Here is a 16,790-nt window from a genome sequence, read left to right as displayed (position 1 = left end):
CTCCTCAATAACGGATGCGCGGATCGAGCCACGCGTACGTGAGGTCGACCAGCAGATTGAACAACACCGCGACCACCGTCGTCAGCACGACGAGACCGAGCACCAGCGTGTAGTCGCGGTTGATCGCGCCGTTCACGACCAGTTGGCCGAGGCCCGGCAGCGCGAACACGGATTCGGTGACGACCGCCGCGGTGATCGACGAGATGCACACCGAGCCGACCAGCGACACCACCGGCATCAGCGCCGGCTTGAGCGCGTGGCGCAGCACGATCGTGCGGCGCGGCAGCCCTTTCGCGCGCGCGGTGCGGATGTAGTTGCTCGACAGCGTCTCGATCATCGAGCCGCGCATCACGCGCGCGAGCTGCGACACGTTGATCAGGGTCAGCAGCAGGATCGGCAGCACCCGGTAGCGCCAGCCGCCGTCGCCCCAGCCGCCGGCCGGCAGCCAGCCGTTGCCCTCGCCCGTCTTCAGCAGGATCGCGAAGATCAGCACCAGGACGGGGCCGAGCACGAACGGCGGGATCACGTTGCCGAAGTTGCCGATCAGCATCACGATGCGATCGACGAAGCTGTCGCGCCACACCGCGGCCATCGTGCCGAGCAGCACGCCGAACCCGATCGAGATCGGGATCGAGATGCCGCCGACCCCGAGGCTGACCGGAAACGCCTTGCGCACGAGATCGTTGACCGTCCAGTCGACGTAGCGGTACGACGGCCCGAGGTCGCCGTGCAGCAGCGCGTTCAGGTACATCAGGTACTGCTTCCACAGCGGCTGGTCGAGGTGGTACTTCGCGTTCAGGTTCGCGAGCGTCGCGGCGGACAGCTGCTTCTCGCCGTCGAACGGCCCGCCCGGCGTGAAGTGCAGCAGCAGGTAGCAGACGGTGATCACCGCGAGGATCGTCGGCACCGCCCAGAGCGTGCGACGCAAGGCATAGGCCAGCATGGGTGCGCTCCCCTCAGTGCTTGATCAGGTACAGGTCCTGCGACGCGCGCATGTCGATGAAGTTCGTCAGCGAGTAGCCGCCGACGTACGACTTGACGAGCCGGTCCGCGGTGTACTGGAACAGCGGCAGCATCGGGTAGTCGTTCATCGCGAGGTCGTGCGCCTGCGTGAGCAGCGCCGAGCGCGCCTTGTCGTCGAGCTTCTGGTTGCCCTCGGCAACGAGCGCGTCGACCTTCGGGTTGCAGTAGCCGACCGTGTTCTGCGGGCTGCCGCAGCGCAGCAGGTCGAAGAAGGTCATCGCGTCGTTGTAGTCGGCGAACCAGCCGTCGCGCGCCATCTGCACCTTGCCGTCATGCCGCAGCTTCATCAGCACCTTGAATTCGACGTTCTCGAGCTTCGCGTTCACGCCGAGCTTGGTGCGCCACTCGGATGCCGAGAACAGCGCGACCTTCTTGTGCAGGTCGCTGGTGTTGTAGGTCAGCGTGAACGACAGCGGATTCGCATCCGAATAGCCGGCCTGCTTCAGCAGGTTCTTCGCGTACTCGACGCGCTTGGCCATCGGCCAGCTCGCCCAGTCCGGCTTGAACGGATGGTCGATGCCCTTGGTGCCGGCCGGCATCAGCCCGTACATCGGCACCTCGCCCGCCTGCGTGAGCTTCGAGGTCAGGATGTCGCGGTCGAGCACCATCGCGAGCGCCTGGCGCACGCGCTTGTCCTTGAACACCGGCTCGCTGTTCTTCACGTAGTAGTAATAGCTCGCGAGCTGCAGGCCCTGGCGCAGCTCCTTGCCGAACTGCGTGCTCACCTGCTTGATCACGCCCGCCGGAATCGAGTACGTGTAGTCGATCTGCCCCGACTGGTACATGCGCATCGCGGTATCGTCGCTCTCGATCGGCAGGTAGGTCACCTTGCGGATCACGACGTTGCGCGCATTCCAGTACTTGTCGCTCTTCGCGGCCACGATGCGGTTGTTCGGCTGCCAGTCGACCAGCGTGTACGGGCCGTTGCTGACCATGTTCTTCGGCCGGGTCCAGGCGTCGCCGAGGCGCGTGACGACGTCCTTGTTGATCGGCACGAGCGTCACCATCGCGGTCAGCTCGGGGAAGTACGCGACGGGCACCGTGGTCGTCACTTCCAGCGTATACGGGTCGACCGCGCGCACGCCCAGGTTCGACACCGGCTGCTTGCCGGCGATGATGTCGGTCGCGTTCTTCACGAACTCGATCAGAATCGTGTACTTCGAACCTGTTTTCGGATCCGCGACGCGCTGCCAGGCATAGACGAAATCCGCCGCCGTCACCGGCTGGCCGTTGCTCCACTTCGCATCGCGGCGCAGCTTGAACACCCACGTCTCCGGCGTCTTGCGCTCCCATGACTGCGCCACCCCCGGCACCACCGAGCCGTCCGCCGCGATCCGCGTGAGCCCCTCGAACAGATCGAGGCTGACCGTGTTGGCCGTCCACGACTCGATGTGCGCGGGGTCGAGCGACTCGACCTCGGCAGGCACCTGCCGCGTCAGATCCTGCTGGTCGGCAAGCGCGACGTTGGCGGGAACGGTCACGGCGGATGCCGGATGCATCGTCGTCAGGGCGAGCGCGGCCAGCACGGCCGTCATGGCATGCGTAAGTTTCATGGATATGCAGAGTTGGCTGAATTAACGGAGAGAACGCGCGACGCGAACGCGCCGGGCGCCTGAGACGCTTAGGGCTGCAACGACGGAGGCGGCCCCTGATGCTGATGTCTCGTCATTTTAGTATTCCTTACATTTCTTTCGATGGGCATTCCATTCGAAAACGAAATGAGGAATCCCCACGCATTAGAACAACCTCGGCGTCCCGACCCAGACTACCACTGATTCGATTTTCGCAGTGTTGACCCAGCTATGGGGGACGGTCGACTGATAATGCGCGCTGTCACCGGCGTGCAGGACGAAGGTCTTGCCTTCCAGCGTCAGCGACACTTCTCCGTCGATCACATACAGGAATTCCTCGCCTGCATGCGTCGTCACCTCCGACCGCTTCTGGCCCGGCGGCATCCGCACGAGAATCGCCTCGAGCTGACGTCCTTCCGGCACGTTGGTCAGGCGCGCAAACAGATTGGCCGAATCGGCAAAACTGAAAAAGCGCAGCTGATCGCCGCGGCAAACCGAGCGCTCTTCACTGGGCGTCTCGACGAAATACTGCACCGTGACGCCCAGCGCATGGGCAATGCCGGCCAACGACGTGATGGACGGCGATGCCAGACCGCGCTCGACCTGCGACAGGAACGGCTTGGAAATACCCGCGGCCGTGGCCGTTTCGTCGAGCGTGCGCTTCAAGCGCTGTCGCAACGCCCGGATCTTGCCGCCAAGCGCAATTGCCGCATTGGCAGGCCGCGTGTTTTCAGTGGGAGGAACCATAGCAGGCCGAAATCTGATCGTCAAAAATTGTTTGATGGAAAATAACTAAGTTTGATGAATATGGCTTAGTCTTCGTCTTGCTGATTGATGTCATCAAGATGAAAACCGGGCCAAGACCGCCAGGCCATACTGGCGGCAACGCGCTATCTTGCCAGACTCAAAACCTTCACAGGCAGCCACGGTGAGGCTTCGAGGGTTTTGGCGGAGGGCGGCCGGCCCAACAGGCTCAATCGTCTGACGACATCGCCACTGGGGAAAACCCGCTGGATTTCCGGGAATACCCTGAGTGACGAATTCGCCACTCGCCGCGAGAATCGCGGCCGTTCCGCGACCCCTTATTCATGCCAGGGGTCGGTTCCTGTTCTACCGATCCGCACGCGCGGCCTGTCCGCGGCGCGCGCGGGCCGATGGCGCGCCGCGACCCGGCGCCCCCGCAGTCGCACTGAAATGACCGTACTTGCTCGACCGCGCGCGCGCCGCCGTCCCGCCGGCGGCAGCGCCCACGCAGCGGCGCGCCCACGGCCACGCCGATCCGCCGCGCACCTAGCGGCTCGTCCATTCCGCCCGCCCCGGCGCGCGTCCCGCACCCGGGACCGGCGCATCAGCACATCGGCGCATCATTCAAGGCAGGCCGCGCCCGCGCGCGCCGGCCCCCCGTTCAAACAGAGGTCCATGATGAATACAGCACGTGTCTCGCAGACACGATCGTTTACGACGGTCTTCCTGATCGAAATGTGGGAGCGTTTCGGTTACTACGGGATGGCGGCCCTGCTCGTCCTGTTCATGGTCAACCAGCTCGGCTTCACCGACAGCCATGCGAACCTGACCTGGGGCGCGTTCACCGCGCTCGTCTACGCGTCGCCGTCGATCGGCGGCTGGATCGGCGACAAGGTGCTCGGCACGCGCCGCACGATGATCGTCGGCGCGGTCGTGCTGTGCGTCGGCTACCTGATGCTCGCGATGCCGAACGAACATCTTGCCTACCTGTACGGCTCGCTCGGCGTGATCGTGGTCGGCAACGGGCTGTTCAAGGCCAACGCCGCGAACCTCGTGCGCCGCATCTACGAAGGCGACGACAGCCGCATCGACAGCGCGTTCACGATCTACTACATGGCGGTCAACATCGGATCGACCACCTCGATTCTCGCGACGCCGTGGATCAAGGACCACTGGGGCTGGCACGCGGCCTTCGCGGTGTGCAGCGCCGGCATGCTGCTCGCGATCCTGAACTTCGTGCTCATGCACCGCACGCTCGCGGACATCGGCTCGCCGCCCGACGCGGAGCCGGTGCACTGGCGGCGCGCGATCGCGGTCGTCGCCGGCGGCGCGGCGCTCGCGCTGATCACGATGTACGTGCTCGAACACAAGGCGCTCGCGGTCGCGAGCGTGTGGACCGCGGCGTTCGCGATCCTCGCGATCTTCGCGTACATGATCGCGAAATCGGACAGCTCGGAGCGCGCGGGCCTGATCGCCGCGCTGGTGCTGATCGCCCAGGTGATCCTGTTCTTCATCTTCTACGTGCAGATGTCGACCTCGCTCACGCTGTTCGCGCTGCGCAATGTCGATCCGCGCTTCATCCTGTTCGGCACGACGCTGTTTACGTGGAGCGCCGCGCAATTCCAGGCGCTGAATCCGATCTGGATCATGCTGCTGAGCCCGCTGCTCGTGATCCTCTACAACCGCTTCTCGAAAGCGGGCCACGACATTCCGGTCGCGGTGAAATACGCGGTGGGCTTCGGCTCGGTCGCGATCGGCTACCTGGTGTTCTCGATCAGCGGCCGCTTCGCGGTCGACGGGCGGGTGTCGTCGTGGTTCATGGTGTGGGGCTACGGGCTTTACTCGCTCGGCGAGCTGCTGGTCAGCGGCCTCGGCCTCGCGATGATCGCGCGCTACGTGCCGGCCCGCATGAGCGGCTTCATGATGGGTGCGTACTTCGTCGCGACCGGCGTGTCCCAGTATCTGGGCAGCGTGATCGCGAACTTCGCGCAGATGCCGTCGCACGACCTGCCGGCCAGCGCGTCGCTGCCGCTGTACACGAACCTGTTCATGTGGCTCGGCTGGCTCGCCGCGGGCGGCATGGGCGTCTCGCTTCTGCTGCTGCCGCTGATGCGCCGGCTGTCGCACGAGCATCATCGCTGCGTGAACGAACAGCGCAACGCGCAGGCCGCGCCGCAGTAACGCTCAGTAATTTCCCTGTTCAGTGAATTCCCTCGTCGCGCGCCATTCCGCTGCCAAATGTGCGCACCCGTCCTACACTGGATGCATAGAGTCCATCGGACCACGACGCACCACGACGAGGGGAACCACGATGAAAAACAGAACCACGCGGCTGCTGCGCATTCTGTCGGACATCCGGCATGCGCAGCGGTGCACCGCGCTACGCGCCGCCGCCGCATCGGCCGAAGCCGACGCGGTGCTGGCCGAGCCCTCGGAGCCCGATCCGGACGACGCGGACGCGCAACGTTTCGACGACGCCGCACTCACGATCCGCTCCCGTATCAGCTCACCTCACTGACGGCGTCCGTCGTCACGCGCCGCCCGCACGGGCGCATCGTTCTCCTTGTGTCTGCCCCGCCCCGGCGTCCGGGTTTGCCCCGACGCCCGGCCGCCTGTCGACGCATCGTCAGCGCGCGACGCGACCGCGCCGCCGCAGATGCGCCGCGCCGTGCCACGCGGTCAGCGCGACCGCGAGCCAGATCGGCCCATAGGTCGCGAGCCGCGCGGACGTGAGCGGCTCGCCGAGGAACAGCACCGCGACCACGACCAGCAGGATCGGCTCGACATAACCGAGGATGCCGAACAGCGTCATCGGCAGCAGGCGGCTCGCCTTCAGGTAGCTCGCGAGCGCGATCGTGCTGAGCGCGCCGAGCCCGGGCAACAGCAGCCACAGCGCCGGATGCGCGGCAACGTGCGTCGGGCTCGCGGCGAGCGTCGCCACCGCGATCGGCAACAGCAGGAGCATCTCGCCCGCGAACAGCGCGAGCGAATCGGCCTGGATGCGCCGGCGCAACATGAAGTACGGCGGATAGCCGAGCGCGACCACCAGGGTCGGCCATGCGAACGCGCGCGTCGTCCACAGCTCGTGCGCGACGCCCGCCGCCGCGCACGCGACCGCGAGCCACTGCAGGCCGGCGAGCCGCTCGTGGTAATGGAACCGCCCGACCAGCACCATGGTCAGCGGCAACAGGAAGTAGCCGAGCGAGACGTCGAGCATCCGGCCGTGCAGCGGCGCCCACAAGAAGAGCCAGAGCTGCACGCCCAGGAGCGCCGCGCCCGCGACCAGCATCAGCGCGGTGTGCGGCTCGGTGCGCAGGCGCGCCGCCAGCGCGCCGAGCGCGGGCCCATTGCCACGCAGCGCGACGAGCGCGAGCGCGCCGGGCACGGTCCAGATGACGCGCCACGCGAAGATGTCGAGGCCCGTCAGCGGCGCGAGCAGCTGCGCATAGCCCGACAGCAGCGCGAACAGCGCGGATGCGGCCACCGACAGCGCGACGCCGCGCATGGCGCCCGACGATTCCGGCAGAACGGCGCTCACTGCTGCTGGAAGCGTTCGAAGCGCCGGTCGGTGGGCCGTTCCTCGAAGCTGACCTCGGTCACGCGCGCGGCGGGCGGCCCGTGCCGCAGCCAGGCGAGCATGCGATCGATCTGCGGCGCGGGGCCCTGGATCATCGCCTCGACCGAACCGTCCTCGAGGTTCGACACCCAGCCGCGCAACTTCAGCGCATGCGCCTCACGCACCGTGGCGTGACGGAATCCGACGCCCTGCACGATGCCGCGCACCCGTACGTAATATGTCTCGATCCGTTCGTCCAGATCGTTGCTGCCCATCGTCTTCCCCTGTACCGATATCATCCAAGCCCGGCATTGTAGTCGCGCCGCGTGCATCCCGTAGGCACGGCGCCCCGGGGCAAACCCGCACAAGCACGTACAATCCCGTCCGACACGCAACCGCGGCGCGGCCCCGGGCCGCGCCGCCATGAGGACAGGCATGACTGATACACCACGCGATCTCGTTCTGGTCACCGGCGCATCCGGTTTCGTGGGCTCCGCCGTCGCGCGCATCGCGCGCGAGAAGGGCTACGCGGTGCGCGTGCTGGTGCGCGCGACGAGCCCGCGCACCAACCTCGCGGACCTCGACGCCGAGATCGTCACGGGCGACATGCGCGACGAGACGTCGATGCGCCGCGCGCTGCGCGGCGTGCGCTACCTGCTGCACGTCGCCGCCGACTACCGGCTGTGGGCGCCCGATCCGGGCGAGATCGAACGCGCGAACCTGGAGGGCGCGCTCGCGACGATGCGCGCGGCGCGCGCGGAAGGGGTCGAGCGGATCGTCTACACGAGCAGCGTCGCGACGCTGAAGGTCACCCCGTCCGGGCACGCCTCGGATGAGACCGCGCCGCTCGCGGCCGACCAGGCGATCGGCGTCTACAAGCGCAGCAAGGTGCTTGCCGAACGCGCGGTCGAGAAGATGATCACGGAAGACGGGCTGCCCGCCGTGATCGTCAACCCGTCGACGCCGATCGGCCCGCGCGACGTGAAGCCGACGCCGACCGGCCGCATCATCGTCGAGGCCGCGCTCGGCAAGATTCCCGCGTTCGTCGATACCGGGCTGAACCTCGTGCACGTCGACGACGTCGCGCACGGTCATTTTCTCGCGCTCGAGCGCGGCCGGATCGGCGAGCGCTACATCCTCGGCGGCGAGAACCTGCCGCTGCAGACGATGCTCGCGGACATCGCGCAGCTCACCGGCCGCAAGCCGCCGACGATCGCGCTGCCGCGCTGGCCGCTGTATCCGCTCGCGGCGGGCGCGGAACTGGTCGCGAAGGTGACGAAGCGCGAACCGTTCGTCACGATCGATGGTCTGAGGATGTCGAAGAACAAGATGTACTTCACATCGGCGAAGGCGGAACGCGAGCTGGGCTACCGCGCGCGGCCGTACCGGCAGGGTCTCGAGGATGCGCTCGCGTGGTTCCGCGAAGCGGGCTACCTGAACGCGTGACGCCTGCCCGGGCGGCTCGCGCGATGCGCATTTTGTTACACGCAATCGTCTGCCCGCCGGGACGCAACGGGTAAAATCCCCGGTCTTACGTAGAGAAATACCGCATGAACCTGAACGAACAGATCGATGCGCTCGATGGCGGCATCGATCAGCTCATCCATACCGCGCGCAACGTCGCGCGCGCCGCGCGGGCGGCCAACGACGCCGCCGTCTCGACCCAGGCCGCTCATGAACTGGCGAGCGCCGACAAGGCTGCGGCCCAAGCGCTCGCCGAGCAGGCCGAGGCGGTGCAGGCCGCTGCCGAAGCGGCCGCGGCGCGGGCCGTCACCGATCGCTCGCACGCCGAGGTGCTGGCGGCGCAGGCCGCCGAGGAGCGCGCGGCGGCCGAAGCCGCCACCGCGCGGCTCGCCGAAGAACGCGCGGCAGCCGAGGCGCTCGCCGCGCGGGCCGCCAACGATCGCGCCGCCGCCGACGCCGCCTCCGCGCGGCTCGCCGAAGAACGCGCGGCAGCCGAGGCGCTCGCCGCGCAGGCCGCCAACGATCGCGCCGCCGCCGACGCCGCCTCCGCGCGGCTCGCCGAAGAACGCGCGGCAACCGAGGCGCTCGCCGCGCGGGCCGCCAACGATCGTGCCGCCGCCGAAGCGCTGACCACCCAAGCTGCCGACGCTCGCACCACGGCCGAAGCCGCCGCCGCGCAGCTCGCCGACGCGCGAGCGGCAGCCGAGGCGCTCGCCGCGCAGGCCGCCAACGACCGCGCCGCCGCCGAAGCCGCCACCGCGCAACTCGCCGACGAACGCGCGGCAGCCGAGGCGCTCGCCGCACAGGCCGCCAACGATCGCGCCGCCGCCGACGCCGCCACCGCGCAACTCGCCGACGAACGTGCCGCAACCGAAGCGCTCGCCGCGCGGGCCGCCAACGATCGCGCCGCCGCCGACGCCGCCACCGCGCAACTCGCCGACGAACGTGCCGCAACCGAGGCGCTCGCCGCGCAGGCCGCCGACGATCGCGCCGCCGCCGAAGCCGCCACCGCGCAACTCGCCGACGAACGCGCGGCGGCCGAGGCGCTCGCCGCGCAGGCCGCCAACGATCGCGCCGCCGCCGAAGCCGCCACCGCGCAACTCGCCGACGAACGTGCCGCAACCGAGGCGCTCGCCGCGCAGGCCGCCGACGATCGCGCCGCCGCCGAAGCCGCCCAACGCGCGAACGAACACGCGGTGGCCGAAGCGCTGGCCGCGCAAAACGCCGACGCCCGCGCCGCCGCCGACGCCTCTCAACACACCGGCGCCGAACTGCTGGCCGCGCAAGCCGCCGCAGATCGCGCGGCGGCGGAAATGCTCGCGGCGCAAGCCGCCGCCGACCGCGCCTCGGCCGAGGCCGCCGCGGCCCAGGCCGCGGCCGATCGCGACCTCGCCGAAACGGCGCGCACGCAAGCCGCCGCCGACAAGTCGGCCGCCGAAACGCTCGCCGCGCAGGCCGCCGCCGACCGCGACGCCGCGCCGACGCTCGCCCGATCCCACGCCGAGCAACCGGCCGAGACGGACGAGCGCCCGACGCTGCGGGTCAATCGCCCCACCCAGGATGAGCTCACTTTAACGATCCACCACCATGCCGTATCGCTGCACCCGGCGCAGTTGAGCCAGTTGATCGAGGAGTTGTCGCACGCGCGTGCGTCGATGAGCGTCGAACAGCCGGCGGGCGTGCCGTCCGGCTGGCGTTTCGTGTCGACGAAGAATCCGATGATGGCGGTGCAGAAGCAGTCGAACGGCGACCGCCTGCTGATCGCGCGGCACACGGGCTACGGCTGGGTGCCGTTCACGTTCTCGCCTGATGTGGTGATCCAGCTCTACATGCTGCTCACGCAGAAGTGAGCGGACGGCGGGGCGGCCCTGCCGCCCCGCGCGTTCAGCGCTCCACCGGCGCCTGCACGCGCGCCTTCCACTGGCCGCCCTTGCCGCGCCAGTAGCGCACGGCGGACGCGAAGGTCGCGCCCACATAGAACAGCGCGACGAGCGGCAGCGCCGGCGCCCACAGCGGCGAACGGCGGTAATAGCCGAGCATCGGCGCATACGCGGTGCACATCGAAGCCCACGCGAGCCACGCCGGCCAGGCGCGCGCGCCGTAGGCGAGCGCGGCAACCGGCGGCAGCAGGTAGATGACGGCCATCCCGAACAGCGTCCCCACGAGCATCAGCGGCGAATAGCGCAGCTGCGTGAACGCGGTGCGCGCGATCATGTTCCAGATGTCGCGCCAGCTGTCGTACGGGCGCAGCGACACGCTGCGATCCGCGAGATCGAGCCGGATCGGATGCCGGCCCTCGCCGCGATGCTTGATCTGCGCGGCCAGGCTGCAATCGTCGATCAGCGCGCCGCGGATCGACTCGATCCCGCCCGCCTCCTCCAGCGCCGCGCGGCGCACCAGCATGCAGCCGCCCGCCGCGCCGGCGGTGCGATTGCGCGGATCGTTGATCCACGAGAACGGATACAGCTTCGCGAAGAAGAACACGAACGCCGGAATCAGCGCCTTCTCCCAGAACGAATCGCAGCGCAGCCGCACCATCAGCGACACCAGATCGCGCTGCTCGGCCTGCGCGCGCGTCACGAGCTGGGCCACGGCGTCGGGCGGATGGCCGATGTCGGCGTCGGTCAGCAGCAGGTAGTCGGCCGGCAGCCCGAGCGTGCGCACGGCCGCGATGCCCTGCGACTGCGCCCACACCTTGCCCGACCAGCCGGCCGGCAGCGGCTGCGCGCCCAGCACCGTCAGGCGCTCCGCGCGGCCGATGGCGAGCGCCGCCGCGCGCGCGGCGTCGGCCGTGCCGTCGGTGCTGTGGTCATCGACGACGATCAGGTGGAACGCCCCCGGATAATCCTGTTCGAGCAGCGAGGTGACCGCCGCCGCGATCACGTCGGCCTCGTTGCGGGCCGGCACCACGGCCGCCACGGCCGGCCAGCCGTCCCGGGCCGCCGCGCCGCGCGCCTCGGGCGGCAGGCGGCGCGCCGGACGCGCGCGCCAGAAACCGCCGCGCGCGAACAACAATACGAGCCAGATCACGAGCGACAGGCACGACAGCAGGAACACGATCACGAGCGTCATGCGCGTTCCCCCGCCGCCGGGGAGCGGTGCGCGGCATGCGTCGCCGCGCGGCTGTAAGTTTTGTAAATATCGACGTCCATCAAGCCTGCCCTCGGGTCCGCGCGCCCAGACGCCGCGCGGACGGTTGCAAAACCGCGTAGTTTACTGGGTTCCGCGCGGCCCGGCGCCGAGCCTCGGGTTGTGCCGGTTGCAACATCGTCAGGAACGGTAAAGCACGCAAAGGCCGATAGGGTTAAAATGCGCGATTAATTCGGGGTGCCGGGTTCCGTTCCCGCATTCATAACATCTAAGTTGGGGCGATCGGGCCGGCCTGCACGGCTCTCTCGAACCCCGCGTCTGTCGTCGGAGTTCGCCCAAATATGCGAGTCATCCTTGCCCAGCCCCGCGGCTTTTGTGCGGGGGTTGTCCGCGCGATCGAGATCGTCGATCGCGCGCTGCAACAGCATGGCGCGCCGGTCTATGTGCGGCATGAAATTGTCCACAACCGGCACGTCGTGGAAAACTTGAGAAATAAAGGGGCGCAGTTCGTCGAGGAACTCGACGAGGTGCCGCACGGCGCCGTCGCGATCTTCAGCGCGCACGGCGTCGCCCAAACCGTCGAGCGCGACGCCGAGGCCCGCGGCCTCGACGTGCTCGACGCGACCTGCCCGCTCGTGACCAAGGTGCACGTGCAAGGCCGCCAGTACGTGGCCGCCGGCCGCCGCCTGATCCTGATCGGCCACGCCGGCCATCCGGAGGTCGAGGGCACGATCGGCCAGATTCCGGGCGAGGTGGTTCTCGTCCAGAGCGAGGCCGAGGTCGACGGGCTGACGCTGCCGGTCGACACGCCGGTCGCGTACGTGACGCAGACCACGCTGTCGGTCGACGACACGCGGGGCATCATCGAGGCGCTGACGCGCAAGTTCACCGACATCGTCGGCCCGGACACGCGCGACATCTGCTACGCGACGCAAAACCGCCAGGCGGCGGTGCGCGAGCTGAGCGCGCAGGTCGAGGTGCTGCTCGTGGTCGGCGCGACCAACAGCTCGAACTCGAACCGCCTGCGCGAGATCGGCACCGAAAGCGGCGTGCCGAGCTACCTCGTCGCGGACGGCTCCGAGATCCGCCCGGAATGGTTCGCGAACGCGACCACGGTGGGCCTGACGGCCGGCGCATCGGCGCCGGAGGAAATGGTTGAGGATGTGATCGGCGCCTTGCGCGCCCTGGGTCCCGTCGACGTCGTCACGATGGCGGGCCGGGAAGAAAAAGTTGAATTCAAGTTGCCGGCGAAGCTGTTGCAAGCTGTCGCCCGCGAAGTCTAAGGAGGACATCTCTTGTCTATTCCGCTGCTCCAACAAGTCCGCGTCGGCGCCTATATCGTGCGCCAGCACCTTTCCGGCAACAAGCGCTACCCGCTCGCGCTGATGCTCGAACCGCTGTTCCGCTGCAATCTCGCCTGCAACGGCTGCGGCAAGATCGACTATCCGGATCCCATCCTGAACCAGCGCCTGTCCGTCGAGGAATGCCTGCAGGCCGTCGACGAGTGCAACGCGCCGGTGGTCTCGATCGCGGGCGGCGAACCGCTGCTGCACAAGGAAATGCCGGAGATCGTCCGCGGCATCATGAAGCGCAAGAAGTTCGTGTACCTGTGCACGAACGCGCTGCTGATGGAAAAGAAGATGGACGACTACCAGCCGAGCCCGTACTTCGTCTGGTCGGTCCACCTCGACGGCGACAAGGACATGCACGACCACGCCGTGTCGCAGGACGGTGTGTACGAGAAGGCGGTCGCGGCGATCAGGGAAGCGAAGCGCCGCGGCTTCCGCGTGAACATCAACTGCACGCTGTTCAACGACGCGATCCCCGAGCGCGTCGCGAAGTTCTTCGACACGCTCAAGCCGATCGGCGTGGACGGCATCACGGTGTCGCCGGGCTACGCGTACGAGCGCGCGCCGGATCAGCAGCACTTCCTGAACCGCGACAAGACCAAGAACCTGTTCCGCGAGATCCTGAAGCGCGGCGACGGCGGCAAGCGCTGGTCGTTCAGCCAGTCGTCGCTGTTCCTCGACTTCCTGGCCGGCAACCAGACCTACAAGTGCACGCCGTGGGGCAACCCCGCGCGCACCGTGTTCGGCTGGCAGAAGCCGTGCTATCTGGTCGGCGAAGGTTATGTGAAGACCTTCAAGGAACTGATGGAAGACACCAACTGGGACAACTACGGCGTCGGCAACTACGAGAAGTGCGCGGACTGCATGGTCCACTGCGGCTTCGAGGCGACGGCGGTGATGGATACCATCGCGCATCCGCTGAAGGCGTTCGCCGTGAGCCGTAAGGGCATCAAGACCGAAGGCGCGTTCGCGCCGGATATCCCGATCGACAATCAGCGCCCCGCCGAGTACGTGTTCTCGCGCCACGTCGAGATCAAGCTCGAGGAAATCCAGCGCGCCGGCAAGGGCAAGCTGCAGAAGTCGACCAAGTCGGCCGCGGCGGCCTGACCGCGCGGCGCCGCGCGCGCCGTGCAGCCTGACCGACGCAAGGGGCGTCACGGACTCGGTCCGTGACGCCCTTTTTGCTGGTGCGCCGCACGCGTCTCGCGCGCACGCGCTACTATCCTCGTTTCATCCGCGGCGCACCACGATGCCGCGCATCCCTCCCGCCCGAGAACCGTCATGTCCCTGCTCGATCCCGCCGCCATCGAAAGCTGGCATGCGCACGTCTATTTCGACGCCGCCCATCGCGATGCCGCCTGGGCCTTCCGCGAGGTCGTCGACCAGCAGTTCGGCGCGCGGCTGCAACTCGGCCGCTTCCACGAGCAGCCGGTCGGCCCGCATCCGGTCTGGTCGTACCAGCTCGCGTTCGGGCGCGAGCACTTCGACACCATCGTGCCGTGGCTCGTGCTGAATCACGGCGCGCTCGACATCTTCCTGCATCCGAACACCCGCGACGAACTGCGCGACCATCGCGACTGCGCGACCTGGATCGGGCGTTCGTATACGTTGAATCTGGCCGGGTTGACCGACTAGCGGGCAGACGGCCGCGCCCGCTGGCGTCAGGCGGCGCTGGCCGCCGCGCGCCGCCGCGGCCAGCGCCGCCGCGACCGGCAGCTTCACGCCGCTCGTCGCGCACGCCGACACGTGCTGCCACAGTTCGGACAGCTGATATCTCGGCAGGGTCGCGAAGTAATCGTCCTGCAGCGTGACGAGGCGTTCCAGCACCGGGCTGTCGGCCGCATCGAGCGCGCAGCGCGCCTCCGCGCGTTCGAGCACGCGCTCCGCCTCGACGCACAGCGCGATCTGCGCATCGGGCACGTCGGCCAGATCGCTGAGCAGGAACACCAGGTACACGGCCGTCTGCAAACGCCGCAGCATCTCGAGATCGCCATGACCGCCGCGCATCGCGACGAGCGCCAGGTGATATTTGAGGGAGATCGACCGCACCTGGGCGGGCGGCATCGGCAGCAGCCACGCCTTCGTCATGGGCCGGCGGCCCTTTCCCTTGTTCCCGTGTTTCATCCCGTCCTCCCTAAGCCGTGCGGGGCACGCCGCGTCGGACGCACGCCGCCCCGCTCAGAACGTGTTCTCGCCCTTCAGGTAGTAGGCGGTCTTCACGCAGAACGCCCGCACCGGACGCCCGGACTGCGTATCCTCGGCGACGCGCGCCTCCATCGCCGCGCGCGCTTCGGCTGAGCGGTCCGGCTGCGGGTGATGGACGCGCGCGAGCGCGCGCTGCATGTCGAGCGGATAGCGCTGGTTGCCGGCCGAGGTGGCGCGATAGCCGACGCGCTGCAGTTGCAGCAGCTGCCGGTCCGTATCGGCGCGCGCCGCCCACCAGCCGAACGATCCCGCGCCGCCGTCCGGTTGCGCGAATGCGACGGCGGGCAGCCCGGCGAGCGCGCCGGACAGCGCGAGCAGGGGGACGAGCGATTTCATCGTGGCCTCCAGAATGACGTCCCACCGCGCCCCCTGGCGCGATGTCTTGAAAACATCGTAATGGGCCGCTCAAATCGAATGAATATTTGAAATCACAATTCAACGTTGTCGCACCGGAAACGGCATGCGCCAATCCCCCTTCCGATCCCCTCCATTCAGCGCCGACGCCTTTGCCTGCGAGCCCGCCGGTCGCTTTAAACCCATTCAACAAAACGTCGGAAATAGGCATCCGTGACCTCACGCAATAGGTCATTGCCGATATTCGAGACAATTTCCACGATCGATGAGAAAAGGCGCGCGTTCCGCTACACTGGCCGACGCCGCCGCGCGTACCACGCCGCGGAGGTGGACACACACCACTGAGAGACCATAAGAAGGACCACAAGATGGGCAAGATCCTCTTCATCGTGATTTTCGCGGGCGTCATCGCGGTCGCGCTCACCACCGGCCTCGCCGCCCGCTCCAACCCGAGGAAGCTGCGCCCGTCCGTCGGGATCGCCGCGTTCGTCGGCGTCACGCTGGCCGGGCTGCTGTTCATGTCGCTCACGCAGGTCCGGCAATCGACCTACGGCGTCGTCACCACCTTCGGCCACATCGAGGCCGACACGCTGCCCGAGGGGCTGCATGTGGTCAGCCCGGTGTCGAACGTGCATGAAGTCTTCGTCGGCGTCGCGGTCGCGCGGGTCGAGAAAGCCCAGGCGGCGTCGAAGGATCTGCAATCCGTGCACACCGACCTCACGATGAACTATCGCGTCGACCCGTCGCGCGTGCGGGCGCTCTACGCGATGGCGCCGTCGCTGACCTACGAGTCCGACTACGTCCAGCCCGCGATGTTCGAGGTGTTCAAGGCGGTGGTCTCGCGCTACACCGCCGAGCAGCTCGTCACCGAACGGCAGCTCGTGTCGCAGGACATCCTCGCCTCGCTCGAAGCGAAGCTCAAGCCCTACGGCTTCGTGATCCAGGACATCAACATCACCGCCTTCGCGTTCAGCGAAGCGTTCGACCAGGCGATCGAAGCCAAGGTCACCGCGAGCCAGAAGGCGGAACAGGCCGAGCGCGAGCTGCAGCGCGTCAAGTTCGAAGCCGACCAGAAGATCGCGCAGGCCGAAGGCGAGGCCAAGGCGATCGCGATCCAGGCCCAGGCGATCAAGACCAACGGCGGCGACGAATATCTGCGCCTGCAGGCCATCAATCGCTGGGACGGCAAACTGCCGACCTACATGTCGCCGCACTCGCCCATGCCTTTCATCGGTCTTTCGGCGGACGCGAACAAATAAGCGCCGGCGGCCGGCGCAGGCGGGCCGCGTTCGCAGCGGCGCGCCCGCACTCCCGCGCCGAAGATCGCGCCCGTCAACCGAGATGCAACAATTGCTCGTTTTATCTCAATAATGCCCCTAGAATCCGGGCTCGATTATTGAGTCACGCGCGATAGTGCGCGGATTCGCAGAAAAC

General features: G+C 67.9%; 15 protein-coding genes. 8 read left to right on the top strand and 7 right to left on the bottom strand.

The window, feature by feature from the left end; genetic code table 11:
- Positions 1-4: 4 nt before the first annotated feature.
- The 3 genes from Bsp3421_RS05320 to Bsp3421_RS05310 form a co-directional block, all read right to left on the bottom strand.
- Positions 5-943 carry an ABC transporter permease subunit gene (locus tag Bsp3421_RS05320; protein ID WP_273997285.1) on the bottom strand — a complete coding sequence of 313 codons (939 nt, stop codon included), beginning with the start codon at positions 941-943 and terminating at the stop codon, positions 5-7.
- A gap of 13 nt (positions 944-956) precedes the next feature.
- Complete coding sequence (locus Bsp3421_RS05315; protein WP_273997283.1) at positions 957-2,576, bottom strand: peptide ABC transporter substrate-binding protein; 1,620 nt, start codon at positions 2,574-2,576, stop codon at positions 957-959.
- 183 nt (positions 2,577-2,759) lie between these two features.
- Positions 2,760-3,341: a cupin domain-containing protein gene (locus tag Bsp3421_RS05310; protein WP_252982212.1), complete on the bottom strand. Its 582-nt coding sequence runs from the start codon at positions 3,339-3,341 to the stop codon at positions 2,760-2,762.
- Positions 3,342-4,016: 675 nt separating this feature from the next.
- Here Bsp3421_RS05310 and Bsp3421_RS05305 point away from each other — a divergent pair.
- A complete protein-coding gene (locus tag Bsp3421_RS05305) occupies positions 4,017-5,519 on the top strand; it encodes a peptide MFS transporter (protein ID WP_273997282.1) in 1,503 nt (500 codons plus the stop codon).
- Positions 5,520-5,649: 130 nt separating this feature from the next.
- Positions 5,650-5,856, top strand: a complete 207-nt coding sequence (locus Bsp3421_RS05300; protein ID WP_273997281.1) for a hypothetical protein — start codon at positions 5,650-5,652, stop codon at positions 5,854-5,856.
- A gap of 108 nt (positions 5,857-5,964) precedes the next feature.
- Here Bsp3421_RS05300 and rarD read toward each other — a convergent pair whose 3' ends face one another.
- Positions 5,965-6,843: an EamA family transporter RarD gene (rarD, locus tag Bsp3421_RS05295; RefSeq protein ID WP_273998290.1), complete on the bottom strand. Its 879-nt coding sequence runs from the start codon at positions 6,841-6,843 to the stop codon at positions 5,965-5,967.
- A gap of 29 nt (positions 6,844-6,872) precedes the next feature.
- Positions 6,873-7,169: an acylphosphatase gene (locus Bsp3421_RS05290; protein ID WP_273997280.1), complete on the bottom strand. Its 297-nt coding sequence runs from the start codon at positions 7,167-7,169 to the stop codon at positions 6,873-6,875.
- Positions 7,170-7,329: 160 nt separating this feature from the next.
- Between Bsp3421_RS05290 and hpnA the strand changes: the two genes are divergently transcribed.
- Positions 7,330-8,340, top strand: coding sequence for a hopanoid-associated sugar epimerase (gene hpnA, locus Bsp3421_RS05285; protein ID WP_273997279.1), 1,011 nt, complete (start codon positions 7,330-7,332; stop codon positions 8,338-8,340).
- 104 nt (positions 8,341-8,444) lie between these two features.
- On the top strand, positions 8,445-10,208 hold the full coding sequence (locus Bsp3421_RS05280) for a hypothetical protein (RefSeq protein ID WP_273997278.1): 1,764 nt from the start codon (positions 8,445-8,447) through the stop codon (positions 10,206-10,208).
- Positions 10,209-10,242: 34 nt separating this feature from the next.
- On the opposite strand, the gene Bsp3421_RS05275 is transcribed toward Bsp3421_RS05280, so the two are convergent.
- Complete coding sequence (locus Bsp3421_RS05275) at positions 10,243-11,430, bottom strand: glycosyltransferase (RefSeq protein ID WP_273997276.1); 1,188 nt, start codon at positions 11,428-11,430, stop codon at positions 10,243-10,245.
- Positions 11,431-11,789: 359 nt separating this feature from the next.
- Here Bsp3421_RS05275 and ispH point away from each other — a divergent pair, with 359 nt between their 5' ends.
- The 3 genes from ispH (at position 11,790) to Bsp3421_RS05260 (ending at position 14,432) form a co-directional block, all read left to right on the top strand.
- A complete protein-coding gene (gene ispH, locus Bsp3421_RS05270) occupies positions 11,790-12,731 on the top strand; it encodes a 4-hydroxy-3-methylbut-2-enyl diphosphate reductase (protein WP_273997275.1) in 942 nt (313 codons plus the stop codon).
- Between the two features lie 12 nt (positions 12,732-12,743).
- Complete coding sequence (gene hpnH, locus Bsp3421_RS05265; RefSeq protein ID WP_273997274.1) at positions 12,744-13,904, top strand: adenosyl-hopene transferase HpnH; 1,161 nt, start codon at positions 12,744-12,746, stop codon at positions 13,902-13,904.
- 174 nt (positions 13,905-14,078) lie between these two features.
- On the top strand, positions 14,079-14,432 hold the full coding sequence (locus Bsp3421_RS05260; protein ID WP_273997273.1) for a DOPA 4,5-dioxygenase family protein: 354 nt from the start codon (positions 14,079-14,081) through the stop codon (positions 14,430-14,432).
- 543 nt (positions 14,433-14,975) lie between these two features.
- On the opposite strand, the gene Bsp3421_RS05255 is transcribed toward Bsp3421_RS05260, so the two are convergent.
- Positions 14,976-15,338, bottom strand: a complete 363-nt coding sequence (locus Bsp3421_RS05255) for a hypothetical protein (RefSeq protein WP_273997271.1) — start codon at positions 15,336-15,338, stop codon at positions 14,976-14,978.
- Between the two features lie 386 nt (positions 15,339-15,724).
- Here Bsp3421_RS05255 and Bsp3421_RS05250 point away from each other — a divergent pair, with 386 nt between their 5' ends.
- Complete coding sequence (locus Bsp3421_RS05250; RefSeq protein ID WP_273997270.1) at positions 15,725-16,615, top strand: prohibitin family protein; 891 nt, start codon at positions 15,725-15,727, stop codon at positions 16,613-16,615.
- Positions 16,616-16,790: the final 175 nt, after the last annotated feature.

The organism is Burkholderia sp. FERM BP-3421 (assembly GCF_028657905.1).
Taxonomy (GTDB): Bacteria; Pseudomonadota; Gammaproteobacteria; order Burkholderiales; family Burkholderiaceae; genus Burkholderia.
The sequence above is the reverse complement of the archived record's forward strand: the minus strand, read 5'-3'. Positions and strand labels throughout refer to the sequence as shown.

Excerpts from the sequence above, each read along its gene's own strand:
- Bsp3421_RS05320 (WP_273997285.1), bottom strand. The coding sequence starts at position 943 with ATGCTGGCCTATGCCTTGCGTCGCACGCTCTGGGCGGTGCCGACGATC.
- Bsp3421_RS05315 (WP_273997283.1), bottom strand. The coding sequence starts at position 2,576 with ATGAAACTTACGCATGCCATGACGGCCGTGCTGGCCGCGCTCGCCCTG.
- Bsp3421_RS05310 (WP_252982212.1), bottom strand. The coding sequence starts at position 3,341 with ATGGTTCCTCCCACTGAAAACACGCGGCCTGCCAATGCGGCAATTGCG.
- Bsp3421_RS05305 (WP_273997282.1), top strand. The coding sequence starts at position 4,017 with ATGAATACAGCACGTGTCTCGCAGACACGATCGTTTACGACGGTCTTC.
- Bsp3421_RS05300 (WP_273997281.1), top strand. The coding sequence starts at position 5,650 with ATGAAAAACAGAACCACGCGGCTGCTGCGCATTCTGTCGGACATCCGG.
- rarD (WP_273998290.1), bottom strand. The coding sequence starts at position 6,843 with ATGCGCGGCGTCGCGCTGTCGGTGGCCGCATCCGCGCTGTTCGCGCTG.
- Bsp3421_RS05290 (WP_273997280.1), bottom strand. The coding sequence starts at position 7,169 with ATGGGCAGCAACGATCTGGACGAACGGATCGAGACATATTACGTACGG.
- hpnA (WP_273997279.1), top strand. The coding sequence starts at position 7,330 with ATGACTGATACACCACGCGATCTCGTTCTGGTCACCGGCGCATCCGGT.
- Bsp3421_RS05280 (WP_273997278.1), top strand. The coding sequence starts at position 8,445 with ATGAACCTGAACGAACAGATCGATGCGCTCGATGGCGGCATCGATCAG.
- Bsp3421_RS05275 (WP_273997276.1), bottom strand. The coding sequence starts at position 11,430 with ATGACGCTCGTGATCGTGTTCCTGCTGTCGTGCCTGTCGCTCGTGATC.
- ispH (WP_273997275.1), top strand. The coding sequence starts at position 11,790 with ATGCGAGTCATCCTTGCCCAGCCCCGCGGCTTTTGTGCGGGGGTTGTC.
- Bsp3421_RS05260 (WP_273997273.1), top strand. The coding sequence starts at position 14,079 with ATGTCCCTGCTCGATCCCGCCGCCATCGAAAGCTGGCATGCGCACGTC.
- Bsp3421_RS05255 (WP_273997271.1), bottom strand. The coding sequence starts at position 15,338 with ATGAAATCGCTCGTCCCCCTGCTCGCGCTGTCCGGCGCGCTCGCCGGG.
- Bsp3421_RS05250 (WP_273997270.1), top strand. The coding sequence starts at position 15,725 with ATGGGCAAGATCCTCTTCATCGTGATTTTCGCGGGCGTCATCGCGGTC.